General features: G+C 53.7%; 22 protein-coding genes. 14 read left to right on the top strand and 8 right to left on the bottom strand.

From position 1 onward, the window contains the following. Nucleotide 1 precedes the first annotated feature (1 nt). From ctaD to BZG23_RS09235, 3 genes are read left to right on the top strand one after another with little or no spacing between them, the layout of a single operon-like run. On the top strand, nucleotides 2-1,603 hold the full coding sequence (gene ctaD, locus BZG23_RS09245; protein ID WP_077578180.1) for a cytochrome c oxidase subunit I: 1,602 nt from the start codon (nucleotides 2-4) through the stop codon (nucleotides 1,601-1,603). After that, nucleotides 1,593-2,120 (top strand): cytochrome c oxidase assembly protein, encoded by a 528-nt coding sequence (locus BZG23_RS09240; RefSeq protein WP_077606765.1) that lies wholly within the window; start codon nucleotides 1,593-1,595, stop codon nucleotides 2,118-2,120. The genes ctaD and BZG23_RS09240 overlap by 11 nt, the downstream gene beginning before the upstream one ends. 10 nt (nucleotides 2,121-2,130) lie before the next feature. Next, nucleotides 2,131-2,997, top strand: a complete 867-nt coding sequence (locus BZG23_RS09235) for a cytochrome c oxidase subunit 3 (protein ID WP_046074643.1) — start codon at nucleotides 2,131-2,133, stop codon at nucleotides 2,995-2,997. 1 nt (nucleotide 2,998) lies between these two features. Here BZG23_RS09235 and BZG23_RS09230 read toward each other — a convergent pair whose 3' ends face one another. Next, nucleotides 2,999-3,205, bottom strand: coding sequence for a DUF2909 family protein (locus tag BZG23_RS09230; RefSeq protein ID WP_074213800.1), 207 nt, complete (start codon nucleotides 3,203-3,205; stop codon nucleotides 2,999-3,001). Between the two features lie 45 nt (nucleotides 3,206-3,250). Between BZG23_RS09230 and BZG23_RS09225 the strand changes: the two genes are divergently transcribed. The 4 genes from BZG23_RS09225 to cyoE are packed head-to-tail and all read left to right on the top strand — an operon-like array spanning nucleotide 3,251 to nucleotide 6,378. Continuing rightward, nucleotides 3,251-3,958, top strand: coding sequence for an SURF1 family protein (locus tag BZG23_RS09225; RefSeq protein WP_158011371.1), 708 nt, complete (start codon nucleotides 3,251-3,253; stop codon nucleotides 3,956-3,958). Beyond that, nucleotides 3,955-4,476 carry a hypothetical protein gene (locus tag BZG23_RS09220; protein ID WP_077606763.1) on the top strand — a complete coding sequence of 174 codons (522 nt, stop codon included), beginning with the start codon at nucleotides 3,955-3,957 and terminating at the stop codon, nucleotides 4,474-4,476. Before BZG23_RS09225 ends, BZG23_RS09220 begins: the two co-directional genes overlap by 4 nt. Nucleotides 4,477-4,478: 2 nt before the next feature. Next, nucleotides 4,479-5,501 carry a COX15/CtaA family protein gene (locus tag BZG23_RS09215; RefSeq protein WP_077606762.1) on the top strand — a complete coding sequence of 341 codons (1,023 nt, stop codon included), beginning with the start codon at nucleotides 4,479-4,481 and terminating at the stop codon, nucleotides 5,499-5,501. Next, the gene (gene cyoE / locus BZG23_RS09210) at nucleotides 5,476-6,378 is read left to right on the top strand and encodes a heme o synthase (protein ID WP_046074647.1); all 903 of its coding nucleotides are present in this window, start codon (nucleotides 5,476-5,478) and stop codon (nucleotides 6,376-6,378) included. The genes BZG23_RS09215 and cyoE overlap by 26 nt, the downstream gene beginning before the upstream one ends. Nucleotides 6,379-6,382: 4 nt before the next feature. Here the strand turns inward: cyoE and BZG23_RS09205 are convergent, their stop codons facing one another. Then, nucleotides 6,383-6,631 carry a DUF3862 domain-containing protein gene (locus tag BZG23_RS09205; protein WP_077606761.1) on the bottom strand — a complete coding sequence of 83 codons (249 nt, stop codon included), beginning with the start codon at nucleotides 6,629-6,631 and terminating at the stop codon, nucleotides 6,383-6,385. A 248-nt stretch (nucleotides 6,632-6,879) separates the two neighbouring features. On the opposite strand from BZG23_RS09205, the gene dinF reads away from it, so the two are divergent. Next, a complete protein-coding gene (gene dinF, locus BZG23_RS09200; protein ID WP_077606760.1) occupies nucleotides 6,880-8,220 on the top strand; it encodes an MATE family efflux transporter DinF in 1,341 nt (446 codons plus the stop codon). Between the two features lie 58 nt (nucleotides 8,221-8,278). On the opposite strand, the gene nfuA is transcribed toward dinF, so the two are convergent. Continuing rightward, a complete protein-coding gene (gene nfuA, locus BZG23_RS09195; RefSeq protein WP_152795962.1) occupies nucleotides 8,279-8,938 on the bottom strand; it encodes a Fe-S biogenesis protein NfuA in 660 nt (219 codons plus the stop codon). A gap of 36 nt (nucleotides 8,939-8,974) precedes the next feature. Continuing rightward, nucleotides 8,975-9,706 carry a ComF family protein gene (locus BZG23_RS09190; RefSeq protein WP_077578185.1) on the bottom strand — a complete coding sequence of 244 codons (732 nt, stop codon included), beginning with the start codon at nucleotides 9,704-9,706 and terminating at the stop codon, nucleotides 8,975-8,977. A 39-nt stretch (nucleotides 9,707-9,745) separates the two neighbouring features. Between BZG23_RS09190 and bioH the strand changes: the two genes are divergently transcribed. From bioH to BZG23_RS09175, 3 genes are all read left to right on the top strand, one after another. After that, the gene (gene bioH, locus BZG23_RS09185) at nucleotides 9,746-10,525 is read left to right on the top strand and encodes a pimeloyl-ACP methyl ester esterase BioH (RefSeq protein ID WP_077578186.1); all 780 of its coding nucleotides are present in this window, start codon (nucleotides 9,746-9,748) and stop codon (nucleotides 10,523-10,525) included. A gap of 98 nt (nucleotides 10,526-10,623) precedes the next feature. Then, entirely contained in the window at nucleotides 10,624-10,983 is a 360-nt protein-coding gene (locus BZG23_RS09180; RefSeq protein ID WP_046074653.1) for a hypothetical protein, read from the top strand. Between the two features lie 64 nt (nucleotides 10,984-11,047). Then, nucleotides 11,048-11,521, top strand: a complete 474-nt coding sequence (locus BZG23_RS09175; RefSeq protein ID WP_046074654.1) for a hypothetical protein — start codon at nucleotides 11,048-11,050, stop codon at nucleotides 11,519-11,521. Between the two features lie 63 nt (nucleotides 11,522-11,584). Here BZG23_RS09175 and BZG23_RS09170 read toward each other — a convergent pair whose 3' ends face one another. Together BZG23_RS09170 and greB are read right to left on the bottom strand one after the other, a co-directional pair. Next, a complete protein-coding gene (locus BZG23_RS09170) occupies nucleotides 11,585-13,882 on the bottom strand; it encodes a Tex family protein (RefSeq protein ID WP_077578187.1) in 2,298 nt (765 codons plus the stop codon). 90 nt (nucleotides 13,883-13,972) lie between these two features. Then, nucleotides 13,973-14,467, bottom strand: coding sequence for a transcription elongation factor GreB (gene greB / locus BZG23_RS09165; protein ID WP_046074656.1), 495 nt, complete (start codon nucleotides 14,465-14,467; stop codon nucleotides 13,973-13,975). A 221-nt stretch (nucleotides 14,468-14,688) separates the two neighbouring features. Between greB and ompR the strand changes: the two genes are divergently transcribed. From ompR to BZG23_RS09150, 3 genes are all read left to right on the top strand, one after another. Next, nucleotides 14,689-15,405: an osmolarity response regulator transcription factor OmpR gene (gene ompR / locus BZG23_RS09160; protein ID WP_046074657.1), complete on the top strand. Its 717-nt coding sequence runs from the start codon at nucleotides 14,689-14,691 to the stop codon at nucleotides 15,403-15,405. 2 nt (nucleotides 15,406-15,407) lie between these two features. Further along, nucleotides 15,408-16,733, top strand: a complete 1,326-nt coding sequence (gene envZ, locus BZG23_RS09155; RefSeq protein ID WP_077578188.1) for a two-component system sensor histidine kinase EnvZ — start codon at nucleotides 15,408-15,410, stop codon at nucleotides 16,731-16,733. A gap of 99 nt (nucleotides 16,734-16,832) precedes the next feature. Beyond that, entirely contained in the window at nucleotides 16,833-17,228 is a 396-nt protein-coding gene (locus tag BZG23_RS09150; protein WP_046074659.1) for a GntR family transcriptional regulator, read from the top strand. Here the strand turns inward: BZG23_RS09150 and recG are convergent. Both recG and trmH read right to left on the bottom strand, forming a co-directional pair. Beyond that, nucleotides 17,213-19,291, bottom strand: a complete 2,079-nt coding sequence (gene recG / locus BZG23_RS09145) for an ATP-dependent DNA helicase RecG (RefSeq protein WP_046074660.1) — start codon at nucleotides 19,289-19,291, stop codon at nucleotides 17,213-17,215. The genes BZG23_RS09150 and recG overlap by 16 nt on opposite strands. A 39-nt stretch (nucleotides 19,292-19,330) precedes the next feature. Further along, a complete protein-coding gene (gene trmH, locus BZG23_RS09140; RefSeq protein WP_046074661.1) occupies nucleotides 19,331-20,032 on the bottom strand; it encodes a tRNA (guanosine(18)-2'-O)-methyltransferase TrmH in 702 nt (233 codons plus the stop codon). Between the last annotated feature and the right edge of the window lie 15 nt (nucleotides 20,033-20,047).

The following is a 20,047-nucleotide window of genomic DNA, read 5'->3' as shown; positions in this document are numbered from 1 at the left end:
GATGACAGATACTACCCCAGATACCTTGCATGACGATCATCACCATAAACCGCGTGGGATCATGCGTTGGGTGTTGACCACCAACCACAAAGATATTGGCTCCATGTATCTGATTTTTAGCTTCACCATGTTTTTACTGGGTGGGGCGATGGCGATGGTGATCCGCGCTGAGCTTTTCCAGCCCGGCCTGCAACTGGTTGAGCCTAACTTTTTCAACCAAATGACCACAGTACACGGCCTGATCATGGTGTTTGGCGCGGTGATGCCCGCGTTTACCGGTTTGGCTAACTGGATGGTGCCAATGATGATAGGGGCTCCGGACATGGCGCTGCCACGGATGAATAACTGGAGCTTTTGGATCCTGCCGTTTGCGTTCTTACTGCTGATTGGCTCCTTGTTTATGGAAGGTGGCGGCCCTAACTTTGGCTGGACGTTTTACGCGCCGCTGTCGACCACTTATAGCCCAGACAGTACCGGCCTGTTTGTGTTTGCCCTGCATATTATGGGGATAAGCTCGATCATGGGCGCTATCAATGTGATTGTCACCATCACCAATATGCGCGCGCCGGGCATGACCTACATGAAAATGCCGCTGTTTGTTTGGACTTGGCTAATCACGGCCTTTTTGTTGATTGCGGTGATGCCGGTATTGGCAGGGGCCGCCACCATGGTGCTGACCGATAAGTACTTTGGTACCAGCTTTTTTGATGCCGCGGGGGGCGGCGACCCGGTTTTGTTCCAGCATATTTTCTGGTTCTTTGGTCACCCCGAGGTCTACATCATGATTTTGCCAAGCTTTGGCATTATCTCGGCAATCGTCCCTGCGTTCTCGCGCAAGCGCCTGTTCGGCTATAGCTCGATGGTATACGCCACCGCCTCGATTGCGGGGTTAAGCTTTTTAGTATGGGCGCACCATATGTTCACCACCGGGATGCCGGTGTTTGCCGAATTATTTTTCATGTTCTGTACCATGCTGATCTCTGTGCCCACTGGGGTGAAGGTCTTTAACTGGGTCGCCACCATGTGGCGGGGTTCCTTGACCTTTGAAGTGCCTATGTTGTTTGCGATTGCCTTTATTGTGCTGTTCACCATCGGTGGTTTTTCTGGCTTGATGCTGGCGATCACCCCGGTCGATTTTCAGTATCACGACACCTATTTTGTGGTCGCACATTTCCACTATGTGCTGGTTTCGGGCGCTGTGTTCTCGATTATGGCCGCGGCTTACTACTGGCTCCCTAAGTGGACGGGCCATATGTTTAATGAAACCTTGGCCAAGTGGCACTTCTGGTGTTCGGTGATTTCGGTCAATGTGCTTTTCTTCCCCATGCACTTTCTGGGGCTGGCGGGGATGCCGCGCCGGATCCCCGATTATGCCCTGCAGTTTGCGGACGTAAACGCCATTGTCAGCATCGGTGGCTTTGCCTTTGGTTTATCGCAACTCATCTTCTTGGTCGTCGTGGTTAAGTGCGCGCGTGGTGGCGCCCCAGCGGCTGCCAAGCCTTGGGATGGCGCCGAAGGGCTAGAATGGACCGTGCCATCGCCCGCACCGTATCACACCTTTGAGACACCGCCTGATCTCAAGGAGGTGCGAGATGGTCACTAAATCAACCCGCTCCGCTCGTCGATTATTGTTGTTAGCGGTGGCCATGTTTGGCTTTGCGTTTGCCTTAGTACCTTTGTATGACGTGTTCTGTGAGGTGACAGGGATCAACGGCAAAACCGATAACGAGGCGGCCGCATCCAGTGCGGGCATTGACCAAGACCGCTTGGTGACCATCGAGTTTATCGCCTATATCAACCCGGGGATGCGCTGGACGTTCGAGCCCCAAGTCAACCAGATGAAAGTGCACCCGGGTGAGACCCACACGATTAATTATCTCGCAACGAACAACGCACGCTATGACACCATTGGCCAAGCCGTGCCTTCGGTCTCGCCGGGTTTAGCCGCACAGTACTTAAACAAAATTGAATGCTTTTGTTTTAACCGTCAGCCATTGCCGCGTGGCGAGGATGCCTCTTTACCGCTGATCTTTTACGTGGATCCTGAGTTGCCGGACGATATTAACCACTTAACGCTGGCTTACACTTTGTTTGATGTGACTGCCAGCGCCAAGGAATAAGGAGGCGATCATGGCGACGCCTGAACGTTATTATGTCCCTGCCGCGAGTATTTGGCCGATCGTGGGTGCGGTGGCGCTGTTTTTGATTGCCGCTGGTGCAGGTGCCACGGTGGGCGGTTTATTTGGTGGCAACGGTCCTTGGCTGTTACTGGCTGGCACTGTGCTTATTTTGATTATGCTCACTGGCTGGTTTCGCGACGTGATCCGCGAATCCATGCAAGGGCTTTACTCAGCGCAAATGGACCGTTCTTTTCGCCAAGGAATGAGCTGGTTTATTTTCTCTGAGGTAATGTTTTTTGGTGCCTTCTTCGGCGCGCTCTTTTATGCCCGCTTTATCGCCGTCCCTTGGCTGGGTGGTGCGAGCAATAACGCGATGACCGCGGCGGTGCTGTGGCCAGATTTTGTCGCCCAGTGGCCGTTGACCCTCACGCCTGGAGGGATTGAAACCACTGCGATGCCGGCAATGGGACTGCCCTTACTTAACACGCTGATCCTACTCACTTCATCGGTCACGCTCCATATTGCCCATACCGCGATTGAAAAAAATCAACGTGAGCGATTGAAAGGCTTTTTACTGGTGACAGTGCTGCTTGGGGCGCTGTTTATGTTCTTTCAAGGCGAAGAGTATGTGCACGCCTATCAAGAAATGAATCTGCGGCTCGACTCCGGGGTGTATGGCAACACCTTCTATTTATTAACCGGCTTTCATGGCCTACACGTGACCTTGGGTACCATTATGCTGTTGGTGGTGTGGCTGCGTGTGATGCGTGGGCATTTTAGCCCTGAACATCACTTTGGCTTTCAAGCCAGTGCCTGGTATTGGCACTTTGTCGATGTGGTCTGGCTATGCCTGTTTGTCTTTGTGTATATCTTGTAGCTCAGTAAGGGCGCGGGTTGGGGGCAATCCAGCCCATGGATAGCGCAATCAGCAATAACACGAAGACAACCACGGAAAACAGCACACGCCGACCGAGATAACGTGACAAAGGCACAGCGCTATCGCCTTTTAGTAGCACCGGCAAGGCACGGAAGAGATTAAACAGAATAAAAATCAGTAAACAAATCAGAATGGCTTTGACCAACATAAGCGCTCCTTAGCGCAATAGGTAATCATGAAACAAGGACGGCGAATGGGGTTTCTGATATTGACTGTGGTTGTGGTCTTGCTGCTCGTCAAGTTAAGCCATTGGCAATGGACGCGTGGCGAGCAAAAAGCCCAACATCTGGCACAGTTTGAGGCCAATCAAGCACCAGGTTCACTCGCAAGCGCGGTGCAAAAAGGGCAATTTCTGGCGATCGATGGCCAGTTTCGCCCCGAGTTTGCCGTGTGGCTCGATAATCAGACCCACCAAGGTCGCGTAGGCTATCGCCTTTTTCTTCCCTTCATTCCAAACCAGCAGCCATCGCGATGGTGGCTGGTGGAATTGGGTTGGGTGGCCGCGCCTGCTGTGCGTGCCTTGCCGGCGGTACCCGCGTTGGCGTCGCGCTATCAGCTGTCTGGCTTTATTGATACACCGTCCAGGCGGGTGGTGCTCAAGAAAGAAACGACATCGCATAAGTGGCCCGCTCGGGTGCAGCGCATTGACTTACAAGCACTTAAGGCTCAAATGCCCGCGCTGGAAGCGCAGTGGTTGATACGGGCAGAAAAACTGGTGGATGTGACCACGCCGAGCACAGATGCCTTGGCGCAAGCGGGGGTGACACCGGTGTGGCAGCCGGTGGTGATGCCGCCAGTAAAACATTATGGCTATGCCTTGCAGTGGGCGTTAATGGCGCTCGCGGTCAGTATTGGCGCGGGCATCTGGTGGTACAAAACTAAACAGAGGGAAGCGGTGTGAAAGGACGCATGACGCTCGTGGCTTTGATTGGCATCTTTGTCCTGCCCGTGGTGGTGGCGAAATTGGTGTTGGAGCAAAGTTGGTATGAAAAAGGGGTCACCAATTACGGACAGTTTCTCACTGAGCCGGCGACCTTGAATTGGTTACCTGAGCAAGGCCAGTGGCGGTTGATTTATCGGGTGCCAGAGCAATGTGACTCTGTGTGCGAGCAAGCGCTGTTTCAGTTAACACAAATTCCGATTGCGGTCGGCAAAGAGCGCGATCGGGTCAGTAGCGTGGTACTGACAAGCTCGACCCCTAACGCGCCGGAGGTACTGACATGGCAAACCCTGACCACAGAGCAAGCGCGGGCATGGCAGCAGCAAGCGTTTGATAAAAATACCATCTATCTTAGCGATCCGATGAATAATGTGGTGCTGGCCTATCCGGTCAGTGATGATAAAACCAAGTGGGTCGCGCAAGGCAAAGGCTTGTTACGCGACCTCAAACGGCTCCTTAAATTGTCTAAGGTAGGCTGATTATGGCAACGCGTCACTACCAACTCGCCGTCTTATCGACACTGATACTGGCCGTGCTGGTGGTCGGCCTCGGCGCGTTTACCCGTCTTACTGAAGCGGGGCTTGGCTGTCCAGACTGGCCTGGATGCTATGGCCATTTGGCCGTGCCCGCTAGTGAAAGCGCGCAATCGGTCGCCATGTCGCGTTTCCCAGATGCGCCCATTGATATCAACAAAGCGTGGAATGAAATGCTGCACCGTTATGTGGCCGGCACCCTCGGGCTGGCGATTTTTGCGTTGGCCTGGATCAGCTGGCGACGTCCTGACTATCGGGCGTTCCGCGCTCTAACTACCTTGCTCAGTGTGGTGGTCGTCGCGCAAGCGGCCCTAGGGATGTGGACGGTGACCCTAAGTTTAATGCCGGTGGTGGTGATGGCGCACTTACTCGGTGGTTTTACTACCGTATGCTTGCTGGTTTGGCTGACGGTGGCGACAGGCGCATGCCGGTTGCCGGTGATTGCAATGTCGTCATCGGCGCGCCGCGTGGGCACGTTGGCTATGGTCGCGGTGATTGTTCAAATCGGGCTCGGCGGTTGGACCTCCGCCAACTATGCCGCCACTGTGTGCACCCAGCTACCTATCTGCGAAAGCCCTTGGTGGCAGCTTTTCACCCCTTCCGCCTTTCATCCCGTCAGTCCGCTTAGCGACACCTATCAGTTTGGCGTGCTTAACCATGCCGAGCGGGTGACTATCCATGCCTCCCACCGTCTTGGCGCCATGGTGGTCACCGCATTAGTGCTCGCTTGGGCATGGATGCTGTGGCGTGTTGGGGCGCGCGCGCTGGCAATGACGGTGAGTGGTGTGTTGGCGATGCAAATTACGCTGGGGGTGACCAATGTGGTCGCATTACTGCCGCTGAGTGTGGCGGTGGCGCATAACCTCGGTGGATTGTCGCTGTTGGCCACATTACTCCTCACCCGATTTTTATGTCTTTCACCGTCGACCCGACAAGGAGCCCGTGATGGCACAGTTTCAACGTACCGCTAGTGTTTCGACACCTGCTGGCGCCAATTGGCGTGATTATTACGAGCTGACCAAACCGCGTGTGGTTGCCATGTTGCTTCTCACCGCGTTGGTGGGCATGTGTTTGGCAACCCCAGGTTGGCCACCTTGGTCGGCGGTGCTGGTGGGATTATTTGGCATTGGTGCGCAAGCCAGTGCGGCGGCGGTGTTTAATCACGTTATCGATTGGAAAATTGATACGAAAATGCAGCGCACCCGCCATCGTCCCGTTGCTGAGGGGCGAGTCAGTCAAGGCGCCGCGTTGGCCTTTGCCGTGGTGCTGATGGTGAGCGGTTTTATTGCTTGCTGGTGGCTGAACCCGCTCACCGCCTGGTTAACGTTTGCCAGCCTGGTCGGGTATGCGTTGGTGTATACCCAGTGGCTTAAACCCGCGACCCCGCAAAATATCGTGATTGGCGGTTTGGCCGGTGCGATGCCGCCATTGCTTGGCTGGACCGCGGTGACCGGAGAGCTTCACGCCCATGCGCTACTGCTGGTGATGATCATATTTACTTGGACGCCGCCTCACTTTTGGGCGTTAGCAATACATCGCCGCCATGACTATGCCAAAGCCGATGTACCGATGCTGCCTGTCACTCACGGGGTAGGGTTTACCCAAACCATGGTCTTGCTTTACACCCTACTGCTGGTCATCGTGGGCATTTTACCTTGGCTGACCGGGATGAGTGGTTGGCTGTATCTGGTGGGGGCGACCACCTTAAATCTGGTCTTTGTCGGCTACGCTTGGCGACTGAAAACCCAGTCGCAAAAAGGCATCGCGTGGCAGACCTTTAAGTTCTCGATATGGCATATCTTCGCGACCTTTGTGGTGTTGCTTGCCGACCACGCGTTGCGCTATTGAGAGGCTACTTTAGCCCTTTCGCCGACAACACGGTGGCTTTGTCGGCGACAAACGAGACTTTGATATGTTTACCATCGCCGCCCCATACACAGTGTGTTAAGCCCATGGTGTCGTCGCATTGGCTAGGCTCGCCAATGTGACTCACAACCACGTCATAACTCATGCCCACTTCGAGCTGATCGTAGTTTTGCTTGGTCACTTTCGAGCAACCCGCTAGCAATACCACCAACACACAGGCAAAAAATACACGCATAACCTTTCCTTATTCACAGAGGTGATGAGCGCTAGTTAGCGCAGTGCAACTGGCGCAGTGCAACTGACGTCGTGTCACTGGCGCAATACAATGGCCGCTCGTCGATGAGATTGTCGCAATGGTACACTGCTGCACCCATAAGGGCTACCCAAGGATGTTATCGCTTGTAGATGCAATCGTGTTCTTTATCAAAAATAGACGATCTCTCAAACGCAGTGCAGATCATTTAAAATTCAAATCGAGGAAGTATGTGGCAGTCTTTAACCCAGCGTGAGCTTCACTGGCGGGTCTTATCGCTGGCTTTACCTATGGTGATCTCCAATATCACCGTTCCGTTATTAGGGTTAGTGGATGCCGCGGTGATCGGCCATTTAGACCATGCATGGTATTTAGGTGGTGTGGCGGTTGGCAGCACCATGATAAATGTCACCTTTTGGCTGTTGGGCTTTTTGCGTATGGCGACCACCGGGTTTACCGCGCAAGCCTATGGCGCGAGTGATAACCGTGAGCTGGCGGCGACCTTTGTGCGTGGGGCGACCTTAGCGGGCTTGCTGGCTGTACTGTTAATCGCACTGCATGTGCCTATTTTAGAGGGGGTGATGCACTTTAGTGATGCCAGCGCTGAGGTGAAACACTATGCGAGCCAGTATTTCTCCATTCGGATCTTTAGTGCACCGGCGACCTTGATGAACTTGGTGATCATGGGCTGGCTACTGGGGGCCCAAAATGCGCGCCAGCCGATGTGGCTACTGATTGTGGTTAACAGTGCCAATATTATCCTTGATCTGCTGTTTGTGGTGGGCCTCGATATGAAAGTCGAAGGGGCCGCAGCGGCGAGTGTGGTTGCCGATTATCTCGGCCTCATGCTGGGGCTCTATTTTGTCAAAGGTATCTGGCAGTCGCGTCAGTTACCGACCGTTCGGTCGGTATTTGAGCGCGGGCTGACTGAGATGAGCCGCTTGCTAAAGCTTAATCGAGACATCTTTTTACGTAGCCTTAGCTTGCAGTTGGCGTTTACCTTCATGACCTTCCAAGGGGCTACGCTTGGTGACGAGATTGTGGCCGCCAATGCGGTGTTGATGAGCTTTCTGATGCTGATTTCCTTTGCAATGGACGGTTTTGCTTATGCAATGGAGGCAATGGTCGGTAAAGCGATTGGCGCGCAGAGTAAGTCTGAGCTGTTAGTGTCACTCATAGGCAGCACTTTTTGGTCGTTGGTGATTTGCTTGGCGATCACGCTGGCGTTTGGTGTGGCAGGCCATCACATTATTGCGCTGATTTCCGATATCGAGGCGGTGCGTGACCAAGCGGCACGTTATTTACCTTGGCTGGTGGCCATGCCTTTGGTATCGATGTGGTGCTTTTTGCTGGATGGTATTTTTATTGGTGCCACGCGGGGTAAAGACATGCGCAATGGGATGTTTGTCGCCACCGCAGGTTTTTTTGCGGCATGGTGGTTAGCGCAAGGGTGGGGCAATCATGCACTGTGGTTAGCGATGCTTACTTTTATGGCGCTAAGAGGGCTCAGTCTTGCGGTGTGCTTTGTTTACCATTGGCGACGGGATAGCTTTTTTCACGTCACGCACTGAGGCTAATGAAAAAAAAACAGGCCATTTGGCCTGTTTTTGCGATAGGAGACGGCGTTTATTAGTAGTAAGAATGATCGCCACGGGCATGCTCAGTCACATCACGCACGCCGTTTAACTCGCCGCTAAACTCAGCCAGCAACTGCTTTTCGATCCCTTCTTTTAGGGTAACGTCCACCATCGAGCAGCCATTACAGCCGCCACCGAATTGCAAAATCGCAACCGCATCATCGGTGATTTCTATCAAGTTCACATGGCCGCCATGGCTGGCAAGCTGTGGGTTAACTTGGCTTTGAATCACGTAATCAACCCGCTCCATCAAGGGGGCATCGGAGGCGACTTTACGCATTTTCGCATTTGGTGCTTTCAGCGTCAGCTGTGAACCCATTTTATCGGTGACAAAGTCGATTTCCGCTTCGTCTAGAAATGGCAGGCTCATTTCATCGATAAAGGCAGAAAAGCCGTTGAACTTAAGTTCGGTATCGCTGCTTTCTATCGCTTCGGGTGGGCAATAAGAAACACCGCACTCGGCGTTTGGCGTGCCTGGGTTAACCACAAACACGCGAATATTGGTGCCCTCGGGCTGCTGCTCAAGCAGCTTCACAAAGTGGCTTTGTGCATTTTCTGAAATATTGACTTCTGACACGACAAATACCTGACTAATCCAGTGTGTTTTATACAGTGTACTCCGGTTTGCGTTGGCTATCACCCCTTGAAGCATGTGGCTACTTTATGAGCATGGATAGCACGCTTTCCGTTAGGGTAGATCGGTACGTGCCAAACAGTAAATATCGATCGTTTCTGCTCCCGCACGGCGTAATAACCGGCACAGTTGTGACACCGTTTGTCCAGTCGTGACCACATCATCAACAATCGCCACATGCGAACTTGGCAGCTCGCCCCTGATCGCAAACGCATATTTCAGATTAGAGAGCCGCGCCTGTCGGCTTAAACCTTGTTGTGGCGCAGTATGGCGATGTCGGACTAAAACGTTATCGACAACTTGAGTATCAAGGTGGTCGGCCAGCGCCCAAGCTAAATGCACACTTTGATTAAAGCCGCGTTGCCAGCGACGCCGCCAATGCAGAGGGACAGGAAGCAGCACGGGAGCGGGATGAAGGATACGCTCGCTTAACTGGCGTGCAAATGGCAAGGCCAACTCGAAGGCCTGCTGGTATTTGAATGCATGGACAAGTTGCGGCAAGGGATCATGGTAAGCGCTGATGGCAAACAGGTGATCCCACGCCGGTGGGTGGCTCAGGCAGGCACCGCATCGCGCTTGGGAGTCGGTCACCGGCAAACCGCAACACTGGCAAAGATGATATTGATAGTGGGCGTCCCAGCATGCGTCGCAACACAAAGCCTGTGTGGCCCCCACCGACGTGGTCGCCAGTGATAAGTGGCAAACAGGGCATTGCAAGGGCAAGATCTTGCCTCTCCAATGGGTCAGCCAACGCGTCAAGCGCCGTGGGTTGATTGCTGGTATCATAGGCACCTTGATTGAAAAGCAACCAAGGCAGTGTAAAGCATGGCGTTATGTGATTGGCAATCTTATGGTCAAGGCCCCGATCTGGTTCTCATTCACGGCTGGGGGATGAACAGTGCTGTTTGGTCGCTGTTACTGCCTTACCTGACCGCGCATTACCGTGTTCACTGTGTTGACCTACCAGGTTTCGGCCACAGCGCCCACCAACCGGATCTTAATATAGAGAAACTGGCACAACTGTTGCTTAAAGAATCACCAGCGCATGCAACTTGGATCGGTTGGTCGCTGGGCGGGTTAGTCGCCACACAGGCGGCATACTTATCGCCACAGCGTATGAGTGGTTTAGTCACCGTGGCCAGTTCACCCAAGTTTGTTGCAGAGCCAGGATGGCGCGGAATCAAGCCGGCAGTATTGACCGACTTTGCCGACCAACTTGAGCGTGATTTTTCGCAAACGGTGGAGCGCTTCATGGCGCTGCAAGCCATGGGGTCACCCACGGCGAGAAAAGATGTGAAAGCGCTCAAACAAGCGGTGTTTTCGCGGCCGGCGCCCGACCCTCGTGCTTTGGCAGATGGATTGTCGATGCTGGCAACCACAGATCTTCGCCAACATTGTGAGGCGATCACTGTGCCTTGGTTACGGTTATACGGGCGGCTAGACGGTTTGGTGCCTGCGTCGGTGGCGGAAGCGGTGTCTGCGTTGGCGCCTCACTCACAATGCGAGGTATTAGCACACAGTGCTCATGCCCCCTTTGTGACGGAGCCTGACGAAGTGGTGGACAAGCTACTTGCCTTTTTAGGCAAAAACTTGCCGCCCAAATAGTGTGCGCGGATCGTTTTTTGGTAGAATTGACTAAATCCTGTCATGGTTCTGCCGATAAGTTAACTATGTCACTTGCTCTGACATTAGGAGAGACCATAATGAACGTAGGTAACGTTGGGCAGTCTCAGGCGTATCATCAACAAACGATGAAGCCAAAAGCGCCGACACAGCCGCAACAAAATGCGGACAACGCGGCCAAAGATACGAAAGAAGCGAAGCCTGTTGAAAAGCTTTCTGCTGCTGAGGCAGCAAAAGAAAGCAAAGATGTGAAAGCAGCGAAAAACGCTGAAGGTGTTAAAAAGCCAGAAGAGAAATCATCGGTTGAATCCTTTACCTATGGTGCGTTGGGCATGGACCACCCGGAAAAAGTGAAAGAAAACGATGATACGGCCTATAGTGCGGGACAATTTTTGTCTGCGTTGGGCACAATAGGCACCATACTCGCGGTTGTCGTCTAAACTATAAGGAGACGAGGCCGCACTGACAATTAGGCCTTCAGCTGATGTTGGGAGGTAGCATCAGATGAATATATCGCCAGCAAGCGTCAGTATCCCAACTGTCGCGCCATCGGTGAACCCGCCAACCGAGCAAGTTGCGCGGGACAATCGCATGCGCGAAAAAATCGTCCCCACCAAGCAAGCCCCAGAGCCAGAACACGGCAAAGCGGCCACCGATCAAGGCAAGCAGCTCGGCCGCTCATCTTGGGATCCGTCACAGCACCCTAACTATTCGCTCGACTACAGTCGCGAGTCTTTGTCTGACGCTGATTACGATGGGGCGAACATTGCCGGTCGTGTCGACGCCATGGCACGTACCGAGCCTGGAGAGCAAGCACGTAAAGACAACGGCTACCCGCTGGGGTTGAAAATGCCGGAAGAAGTGCTTGAAAAAGTGGAAGAGCTGAAAAGGTTCGAGCAAACGCGTGCAGTCGTCGCCATGCGCTATCAGCAAGCGACCGTGGCGAATATGCCCTCAGAAGTGCTGATCGTGATTTAAGCGCTTTCCGTTGAGCCGATTGACGTCAAAGCCCCGCGTATTATCGCGGGGCTTTTTGCTTGGCTAAGAGCGCTTGGCGCGGGCAAAGGCATCCGCCATGCTGCCCATTGTGGCGGGTTTTTCCTGGCGCTTTTTCGGACTTTTCTCACGCTGCTTAGGGGCGGCAACTGTGGTTTCGCTCGCGGCTGGGGTATCGTCGAGGCGCATCGATAACCCAATGCGTTTGCGCGGCGCATCCACCTCCATGACTTTCACTTTCACCACATCACCGGCTTTCACCACGTCGCGGGGATCGCTAATAAAGCGGTTTGATAGGGCGGAGATGTGCACGAGGCCATCTTGGTGGACGCCGATATCGACGAATGCGCCAAAGTGCGTGACGTTAGTGACCACGCCTTCGAGTTGCATACCTGGTTTTAAGTCACTGATCTGATTCACGCCCTCGGCAAAGGTGGCGGTTTTAAACTCAGGACGCGGATCGCGGCCCGGCTTGGCCAGCTCGTTCAGTACGTCGGTGACCGTGATCTGTCCAAAGGCCTCGGTGGCATAATCGCTTGCGTTTAAGCTTTGTAGCATACCCGAATTGCCCACCAAGGCATCGATGGCCTTGCCGGTCTTTTGGGCGATTTGTTTAACCAAAGGGTAGGTTTCTGGGTGGACACCTGAGCGATCCAGCGGGTTCGCGCCATCCATTACCCGTAAAAAGCCAGCACATTGCTCATAGGCTTTCGGGCCAAGGCGCGGCACTTTCAGCAGTGTTTTACGATCGCCAAATCGGCCATTTTCATCGCGAAAGGCAACAATGTTTTGTGCCATGGTTTGGCTAAGGCCTGCCACCCGGGTGAGAAGTGGTGCGGACGCGATATTTAGATCAACCCCTACGGCGTTCACACAGTCTTCCACCACGGCATCGAGCTTTTTGGCAAGCTGACTTTGAGAGACATCGTGCTGATACTGACCGACGCCAATCGATTTAGGATCAATTTTAACCAGCTCGGCGAGGGGGTCTTGCAAGCGACGGGCAATGGAAACCGCGCCACGTAGCGAGACATCGAGATCGGGAAACTCATTGGCTGCCAGCTCTGACGCCGAATAAACCGAGGCACCGGCTTCACTGACCATCACGGTTTGAATGCTTAAGTCGGCTTGCTTGAGCATGTTGGTGACAAAGTGTTCCGTTTCACGCGAGGCGGTGCCATTGCCGACGGCAATCAAGTTCACGCCATGGCGATCAATAAAACGGCGCAGGGTTTTGCTTGCCCCTTCAATATCGTGTTTAGGCGCGGTGGGATAAATCGTGGCGGTGTCGAGCAGTTTGCCCGTGCCATCCACCACCGCCACTTTACAGCCGGTACGTAGGCCTGGGTCTATCCCCATGGTGCAGCGAGGGCCAGCCGGTGCAGCCATCAATACATCTTTTAAGTTCGCCGCAAACACATCAATGGCATCATTTTCCGCGCGCTCTTTCAGATTGGCCATGAACTCTGTCTCGAGGTGCATCAAGATTTTTACCCGCCACGCAAAGGCAATCACCTGCTTGCGCCAACGGTCAGCCGGTGCGGTGCCTAAAGACAGCTGGTAATGCTGAGCAATCATGGTTTCGCATACGCTTTGCTTGCTGTCTGGTGCTTGGTCGGGGTCGGCAACCAGCGCCAGCTGCAGTACGCCTTCATTGCGACCACGTAGCATCGCCAGCGCGCGGTGAGAGGGCACTTTGGCAATCGGCTCTTGGTGGGCAAAGTAGTCTTTGAACTTTGCCCCTTTCTCTTCCTGACCCGCAATCACAGTGGCGCGTAGCACCGCATATTGCTTAAGGTATTGGCGCAGCGCCTCAAGTAAGCTCGCATCCTCAGCGAGGCGTTCCATCATGATGGCGCGGGCCCCCTCGAGTGCCGCTTTGGTATCGGCGACGCCCTTTTCAGCATTGATGTATTGCTCGGCAAGCGTGTCAGGGTCGTGCGAGGCATCTTGCCATAAGGTGTCGGCCAAGGGGGCGAGGCCGGCTTCAATCGCGATCTGTCCTTTGGTTCGGCGCTTGGGTTTGTAAGGCAGATAGAGATCTTCTAGGCGGTTTTTACTCTCCGCGGCGAGAATATCGCGGCGCAGGCTCTCGGTGAGTTTGCCTTGTTCGTCAATCGATTTGAGGATGGTGTCGCGCCGGGCATCCAATTCGCGAAGATAGACCAATCGCGTTTCTAGGGTACGCAACTGCGAGTCATCCAGGCCCTGGGTCGCTTCTTTACGATAGCGAGCGATAAAAGGGACAGTGTTACCATCGTCAAGCAGCTCAACCGCTGTCTTAACTTGACCTGGTGCGACATTGAGTTCGTGCGCCAGGGTTTGTGTAATGGATGTGTGCATGTGTTTCCTTTTCTCTACAAGCACGGCAGGGGATACCCTGCCAAGGGATAGCATTTTTGACCGCGATGGAGGCGAAGGTTCCCTCCGTGATTACTGAGCGTCGGTGTCATTGGGCTTTGGGTAGGTAATGGTATTCACAAACCACTGCTTTTCACCTTCAGGGGTTGAGACCACCACTTCGTCATCAACGGCTTTTTTTAATAGCGCCCGCGCCATAGGGGCATCGATAGAAATGTAATCTTTACGTTCATAAATCTCATCAGGGCCAACGATTCGAAATTGCTTGGTGTCGCCGGCCTCGTTTTCTATTTCCACCCAGGCGCCAAAAAAGACCCGTCCTTCTTGTTCTGGCGCGTAATCAACAATGGTTAAGTCATTGAGGCGTTTGCGCAGATAACGGACGCGACGGTCAATTTGACGTAACAGCCGCTTATTGTAGGTGTAGTCAGCGTTTTCTGAGCGATCACCTAAACTGGCGGCCCAGCTGACAATTTTGGTCACTTCTGGGCGTCGTTCGTGCCACAGGTAATCGTGCTCGGCTTTGAGCGCGTTAAACCCCTCTCGGGTCACCAATTTGGTTTTCACGTTACCTCTCCTTTCGCTAGCCATTCGGCGTCGCGCGATATAACCTTGTTCAGGAAACTACAAGAAGCGGACAAGCTTGTCGAGGCAACACTCGGTAACAATTTACTCCGCATGTGGTGACAGACAAACACGCGGTCTGACATTCAATTGTGGCAAAATTCAGTATGATATAAGTGACGGTCAATCCATGGCCGGGCAACGATCAGCATTGAGGGCTTAGCATGCAAGAGAACTATAAAATTCTAGTGGTGGATGATGATATGCGTCTGCGCTCGCTACTGGAACGCTACCTGACCGAGCAAGGTTTTCAGGTACGCAGTGTGGCCAATGCCGAGCAAATGGATCGCTTACTCGCGCGTGAAGCCTTTCACCTGATGGTACTGGATCTGATGTTGCCGGGTGAAGATGGCCTGTCTGTGTGTCGCCGTTTGCGTCAAGCGAATAACCAGTTGCCGATTTTGATGCTGACCGCCAAGGGCGATGAGATTGACCGCATTGTTGGCTTAGAGGTGGGTGCCGATGATTACTTGCCCAAGCCTTTTAACCCGCGTGAACTATTGGCGCGGGTACGGGCGGTATTGCGCCGGCAGACCATTGAAGCGCCAGGCGCGCCGAGTGCAGACTCAACCACGGTGACCTTTGGCGAGTTTCGCCTCAACTTGGGCACGCGAGAAATGTTTCGCAATGATGAGCCCATGACGCTTACATCTGGCGAGTTCGCGGTGCTTAAAGCCTTGGTGACCAATGCGCGAGAGCCTTTGTCACGTGATAAGCTGATGAACATGGCGCGTGGCCGTGAGTATTCGGCTATGGAGCGCTCGATTGATGTGCAAATTTCGCGGTTGCGCCGCATGATAGAGGAAGATCCGAGCAAACCACGTTACATTCAAACCGTATGGGGGCTCGGCTACGTGTTCGTTCCGGATGGAGAGGTGTAGCGATGCGGATGTCACCGCGGACTAACTTTGCGCGTACCTTGTTTATCTTGGCTGGCTTATTAATTGCCAGCCAAGTTTTTTCTTATCTGACCATCGTCAATTATGCCTTACTGCCCAGCTTGCAGCAGTTCAACAAAATCTTGGCGTTCGAAGTACGCCTGATGCTGGAGGAAGACTGGTATCTTAAGGATGGTGAAGTCCTTCACCTTGGTGAACCTGTGCGGCGGCAGCTATTGGAGCAGATTGGTGTCACCTTGCATGCGCCCAACAGTGACCAAGCGGCGGCGTTTAAAGACGCGATGGAGATTGATTACTTAAGCGAGCACATCAGTAAAGAGCTGGGCACGCAAACCGAAGTACGCTTGGTCAGTGGCGAAGACAGTTATGTGCTATGGCTGAAGTTTGACCAGATTGACGATTTTTTAATGCGGATCCCGCTGTCGGAACTGCATCAAGACGACTTTGCCCCTTTGTTTCAATACAGCTTAGTGATTGCCCTGTTGGTGATTGCGGGCGGGTGGCTATTTATCAAGATGCAAAACCGTCCACTCGTGGCTCTTGAGCGGGCGGCGTTAGATGTGGCGGATGGTCGTTTTCCCGATCCTGTCCCCCCGCGAGGGGCGTCGGAAATTCAGGCGGTGACGGTGGCGTTTAATAAGATGTCGGCCGGCATACGCAAACTCGAAGAAGACCGCGCTTTGCTGATGGCCGGGGTGAGCCATGATTTGCGCACGCCACTGACGCGCATTCGCCTTGCGACTGAAATGATGTCATCAGATGATGCCTACTTGGCCGATAGCATTACCGAAGATACCGAAGAGTGTAATGAAATCATCAACCAATTTATGGACTACTTGCGCGCGGTGCAGCAACAAGATCCTGATCCGGTTGATTTAGCCAGTATTTGCCGCGATGTGGCGAGTAATCAGCAGCAAGTCGGTGTTGATATTGAGCTCGATTTAGGGGCGTTGCACGGAGAGTTATTTGCCAACTCGGTGGCCTTAAAGCGTGCGGTGACCAACCTGGTGGTCAATGCGGTGCGTTATGGACACGGTTGGGTCCGTCTCGGCTGTGGCAGCAATGCCGATCACACCTATCAGTGGGTGGAAGTGGAAGACAATGGCCCGGGGATCGATGCCAATTTAGAAAATTCGCTATTTCAACCCTTTACACGCGGCGACACTGCACGCGGTAGTGAAGGGACAGGCTTAGGGCTGGCTATCGTCAAACGCATTGTGGAACAGCTCCATGGTGATATTCGTCTTTCTTCACGAACCGAAGGTGGGCTGAGAATTCAAATGACGTTTCCCGTGGGCAATAAAAAATAACCCCTCGTGTGCGTGTGACCACGTTTTTAGCGGCGGAAGTCGCGGAATGCGGGCGTTAGGCCATACTGTCATAGAGATTCAATACACTGGGAAAAGGCTATGCGTTTATCGCTAGACAGTCAGGATCCGACGCCTAAATTTCAGCAGCTTATTGACCAAATTCAACGGCAAATTGCCAGCGGTACGCTTTATCCGGGGGCGCGTCTCCCCTCGGTGCGGCAATTGGCCAAAACACTGGCGATGAACCCAATGACGGTATCGCGCAGCTATCAGCAATTGGTTGAAGACGGTTGGCTAGAGCGCTTGCCCGGCGTGGGTATGCAGGTCAGTGATGCCATGCGTCCTGCTGAGCCAGAGCAACGTCTGCAATATGTTGAAGCAACGCTGGCGCAATTTATTCATGCGACCAGCGAAGCAGGCTACAGTAAGTCAGAAGCCATGGCGCTGATCATGACCCATTGGGAGCGTTATAGCGGTGATCAGGCGTTGGAGTAATGGGTTTTATGCCCCAGCCAGCGGCGAATAATCGCATCCGCATGTTGTGGGTAATGTTGATGGATATGGGTCGCCAGTTTTTGTACTTCAGGGATCAGCGCTTGGTCTCTCACCAAGTCGGCGATTTTAAATTCGGCCAAGCCCGTTTGCCGAGTCCCCAATAGTTCACCCGGCCCGCGGATTTCAAGATCGCGCTGGGCGATAACAAAGCCATCATTACTGTCGCGCAGTACCCCAAGCCGCTGACTCGCGGTTTTAGATAAGGGCGCATGGTAAAGCAGTACACAATGACTGGCGACTGCGCCTCGGCCGACACGGCCACGTAACTGGTGCAGCTGTGCGAGCCCCAGCCGTTCTGGGTTTTCAATGATCATTAAACTGGCATTGGGCACATCGACCCCCACTTCAATCACAGTGGTCGCTACCAATAACTGCAGTTCGCCTTGCTTAAAAGCGTCCATCACCGCTTGCTTGTCCGTCGCTTTCATTCGCCCGTGAACCAAACCAATTTCCAGGTTGGGTAGGGCGTCTTTGAGTGCGGTGGCCGTGTCTTCGGCGGCTTGCGCTTCTAAGGCGTCGGACTCTTCAATCAAGGTGCATACCCAATACGCTTGTCGACCGGCGGCACAGGCAGCACTGACGCGGGCGATGATATCGTCACGGCGGGTGTCGGGGACGGCAACGGTTTGAATGGGGGTACGACCTGGGGGTAACTCATCAATCACTGAGGTTTCTAAATCGGCATAGGCGGTCATCGCCAAGGTACGAGGAATGGGGGTCGCGGTCATGATCAACTGGTGTGGATGCGCACCTTGTTGCTCGCCTTTTTCACGCAGCGCAAGACGCTGATGAACGCCAAAGCGGTGTTGCTCATCAATAATCACCAGTGCTAAGCGGTGGAACCGGACACTGGCTTGAAATAACGCATGAGTACCGACCACCATTTGTGTTTTGCCATCGGCAACTTGTGCCAGGGTGTCTTCGCGTGCTTTTCCTTTTAACTTGCCAGCCAGCCAACCAACCTGAATCCCCAATGGCTCAAGCCACTGGGAAAAGTTGGTGGCGTGTTGCTCGGCCAAGAGCTCGGTCGGTGCCATCAATGCCACTTGATGGCCTTGCTCAATCGCTTGCAAGGCGGCGAGGACGGCCACCAAGGTCTTGCCCGCGCCGACATCCCCTTGCACGAGGCGCATCATTGGAAATGGTTTAGCTAAATCGGCACTGATCTCGCTCACCACTCGGGTTTGTGCGCCGGTGGGAGTGAAAGGCAGGTTATCTAAAAGACGCTGTCCCAGTGACTGACTGGGCGCGAGCGCAAACCCTTTCACTTGCTGTGCCTGGTGGCGCACAGACAGCATCGACAGGTGCTGGGCAAGGAGCTCTTCAATGATTAAGCGCCGCTGAGCGGGATGTTGACCGGTTAATAGATCCTCTAGCGCGGTATCTGGCGGTGGGCGATGTAATAGGTGCAACGCCTCGCGCAATGAGAGTTGTCGATCGTACAAGCCCTCGGGCAGCAGCTCGTCGACGCCACTTTTATCCAGCAACGCCAGCGCTTGATCGGTCAGGCTGCGCAGGGTCGCTTGGCGCAGCCCCTCCGTGGTGGGATACACGGGGGTCAGGGTTTCTTCCATCACCAATTCGGTGGGCTCAGAAAACACCTGATACTCGGGGTGAATGATCTCCAGCCCATGCTTTCCGCGTTTGAGTTCGCCGTAGGCTTTCACTTGCTTGCCGACCGCTAAACTGTTTTTCATCGCGGCATTAAAATTGAAAAACCGTAGTGTTAACGCGCCGCTGCCATCTTGCACCCGGACGGTGAGCATCCGGCGGCGACCAAATACGGTATCGTTGTGGGTGATCTCACCTTCGATAGTCGCATGTTGGCCAGGTAAGAGGCTAGCGACCGGCCAGACACGGGTACGATCTTCATAGCGATAAGGCAGGTGAAACAACACGTCCTGCACTGTATGCAGGCCAACTTTTGCCAGTTTTTCTGCCATCTTATTGCCAACACCGCTTAAGGTATCGACAGTAACGGCACTCAGCATGGAAGATCGCATCCGTTTCTCTATTTGGTTAGCGCTGGCTATTGTACATGACTAACGTGCGTGTTTAGCCGCTTGCATCTGTGCCCACCACGCCTCATCCGCCACGATTTGACCATGTTCATCTAAAGGCGGATAAGGCAAACCTTTTTGTTTTGCCACCCGGGCAAGTACCGGATGGCCGCGCTCGAACAAAATGTGGTGGATCTCGTGTTCGGGTAAGCGGGTTTTATCCTGTTGATACATGCCAGCCGCTTGGCGCTGGCGCTGTGCTTCGTACAAAATCAAGGCACTGGCCACTGACACATTGAGTGACTGTACCATACCCACCATAGGAATGAGGATGTCTTGGTCCGCTTTGTCGAGCGCTTCGCGACTGATGCCTTGTTTTTCTTGCCCCAGCACGATGGCAGTCGGACGGGTGTAGTCAATCTCGCGAAAATCAACCGCGGTATCCGATAAGTTGGTGACTAACACCTGCATCCCTTGGGCTTGCATGGTATTAAACGCTTCTTCCGTGGTGTTGTGAGTCACCACATCTATCCAGTTGCGTGAACCGGCCGATGTGCCCCCGAGGGTGCGCATCTTCGTGCCTTCTGGCCACACGGCATGCATGCGATGAATCCCCACGGCGTCGGCAGTGCGAATGATAGCGGAAATATTATTGGGTTTATGAACTTGCTCCATGCAGACAGTGAGATCAGGCTGGCGTTGGGCCAAGACCTGATGAATGCGTTCAAAGCGTTCAGGGGTCATGATTCAATTCCGTAA

This window comes from Salinivibrio sp. ML290, from assembly GCF_001995695.1.
Lineage (GTDB): Bacteria > Pseudomonadota > Gammaproteobacteria > Enterobacterales > Vibrionaceae > Salinivibrio > Salinivibrio siamensis.
This window is presented reverse-complemented; position numbering and strand designations above follow the sequence as displayed.

Bases quoted from the DNA above. Each gene is read 5' to 3' on its own strand.
- BZG23_RS09225 (WP_158011371.1), top strand. From the start codon at position 3,251: ATGGGGTTTCTGATATTGACTGTGGTTGTGGTCTTGCTGCTCGTCAAG.
- BZG23_RS09175 (WP_046074654.1), top strand. From the start codon at position 11,048: ATGAATATATCGCCAGCAAGCGTCAGTATCCCAACTGTCGCGCCATCG.
- BZG23_RS09215 (WP_077606762.1), top strand. From the start codon at position 4,479: ATGGCAACGCGTCACTACCAACTCGCCGTCTTATCGACACTGATACTG.
- BZG23_RS09180 (WP_046074653.1), top strand. From the start codon at position 10,624: ATGAACGTAGGTAACGTTGGGCAGTCTCAGGCGTATCATCAACAAACG.
- bioH (WP_077578186.1), top strand. From the start codon at position 9,746: ATGGCGTTATGTGATTGGCAATCTTATGGTCAAGGCCCCGATCTGGTT.
- BZG23_RS09170 (WP_077578187.1), bottom strand. From the start codon at position 13,882: ATGCACACATCCATTACACAAACCCTGGCGCACGAACTCAATGTCGCA.
- ompR (WP_046074657.1), top strand. From the start codon at position 14,689: ATGCAAGAGAACTATAAAATTCTAGTGGTGGATGATGATATGCGTCTG.
- dinF (WP_077606760.1), top strand. From the start codon at position 6,880: ATGTGGCAGTCTTTAACCCAGCGTGAGCTTCACTGGCGGGTCTTATCG.
- trmH (WP_046074661.1), bottom strand. From the start codon at position 20,032: ATGACCCCTGAACGCTTTGAACGCATTCATCAGGTCTTGGCCCAACGC.
- BZG23_RS09240 (WP_077606765.1), top strand. From the start codon at position 1,593: ATGGTCACTAAATCAACCCGCTCCGCTCGTCGATTATTGTTGTTAGCG.
- BZG23_RS09235 (WP_046074643.1), top strand. From the start codon at position 2,131: ATGGCGACGCCTGAACGTTATTATGTCCCTGCCGCGAGTATTTGGCCG.
- envZ (WP_077578188.1), top strand. From the start codon at position 15,408: ATGCGGATGTCACCGCGGACTAACTTTGCGCGTACCTTGTTTATCTTG.
- BZG23_RS09190 (WP_077578185.1), bottom strand. From the start codon at position 9,706: ATGATACCAGCAATCAACCCACGGCGCTTGACGCGTTGGCTGACCCAT.
- BZG23_RS09230 (WP_074213800.1), bottom strand. From the start codon at position 3,205: ATGTTGGTCAAAGCCATTCTGATTTGTTTACTGATTTTTATTCTGTTT.
- ctaD (WP_077578180.1), top strand. From the start codon at position 2: ATGACAGATACTACCCCAGATACCTTGCATGACGATCATCACCATAAA.
- nfuA (WP_152795962.1), bottom strand. From the start codon at position 8,938: ATGCTTCAAGGGGTGATAGCCAACGCAAACCGGAGTACACTGTATAAA.
- BZG23_RS09205 (WP_077606761.1), bottom strand. From the start codon at position 6,631: ATGCGTGTATTTTTTGCCTGTGTGTTGGTGGTATTGCTAGCGGGTTGC.
- BZG23_RS09150 (WP_046074659.1), top strand. From the start codon at position 16,833: ATGCGTTTATCGCTAGACAGTCAGGATCCGACGCCTAAATTTCAGCAG.
- recG (WP_046074660.1), bottom strand. From the start codon at position 19,291: ATGCGATCTTCCATGCTGAGTGCCGTTACTGTCGATACCTTAAGCGGT.
- cyoE (WP_046074647.1), top strand. From the start codon at position 5,476: ATGGCACAGTTTCAACGTACCGCTAGTGTTTCGACACCTGCTGGCGCC.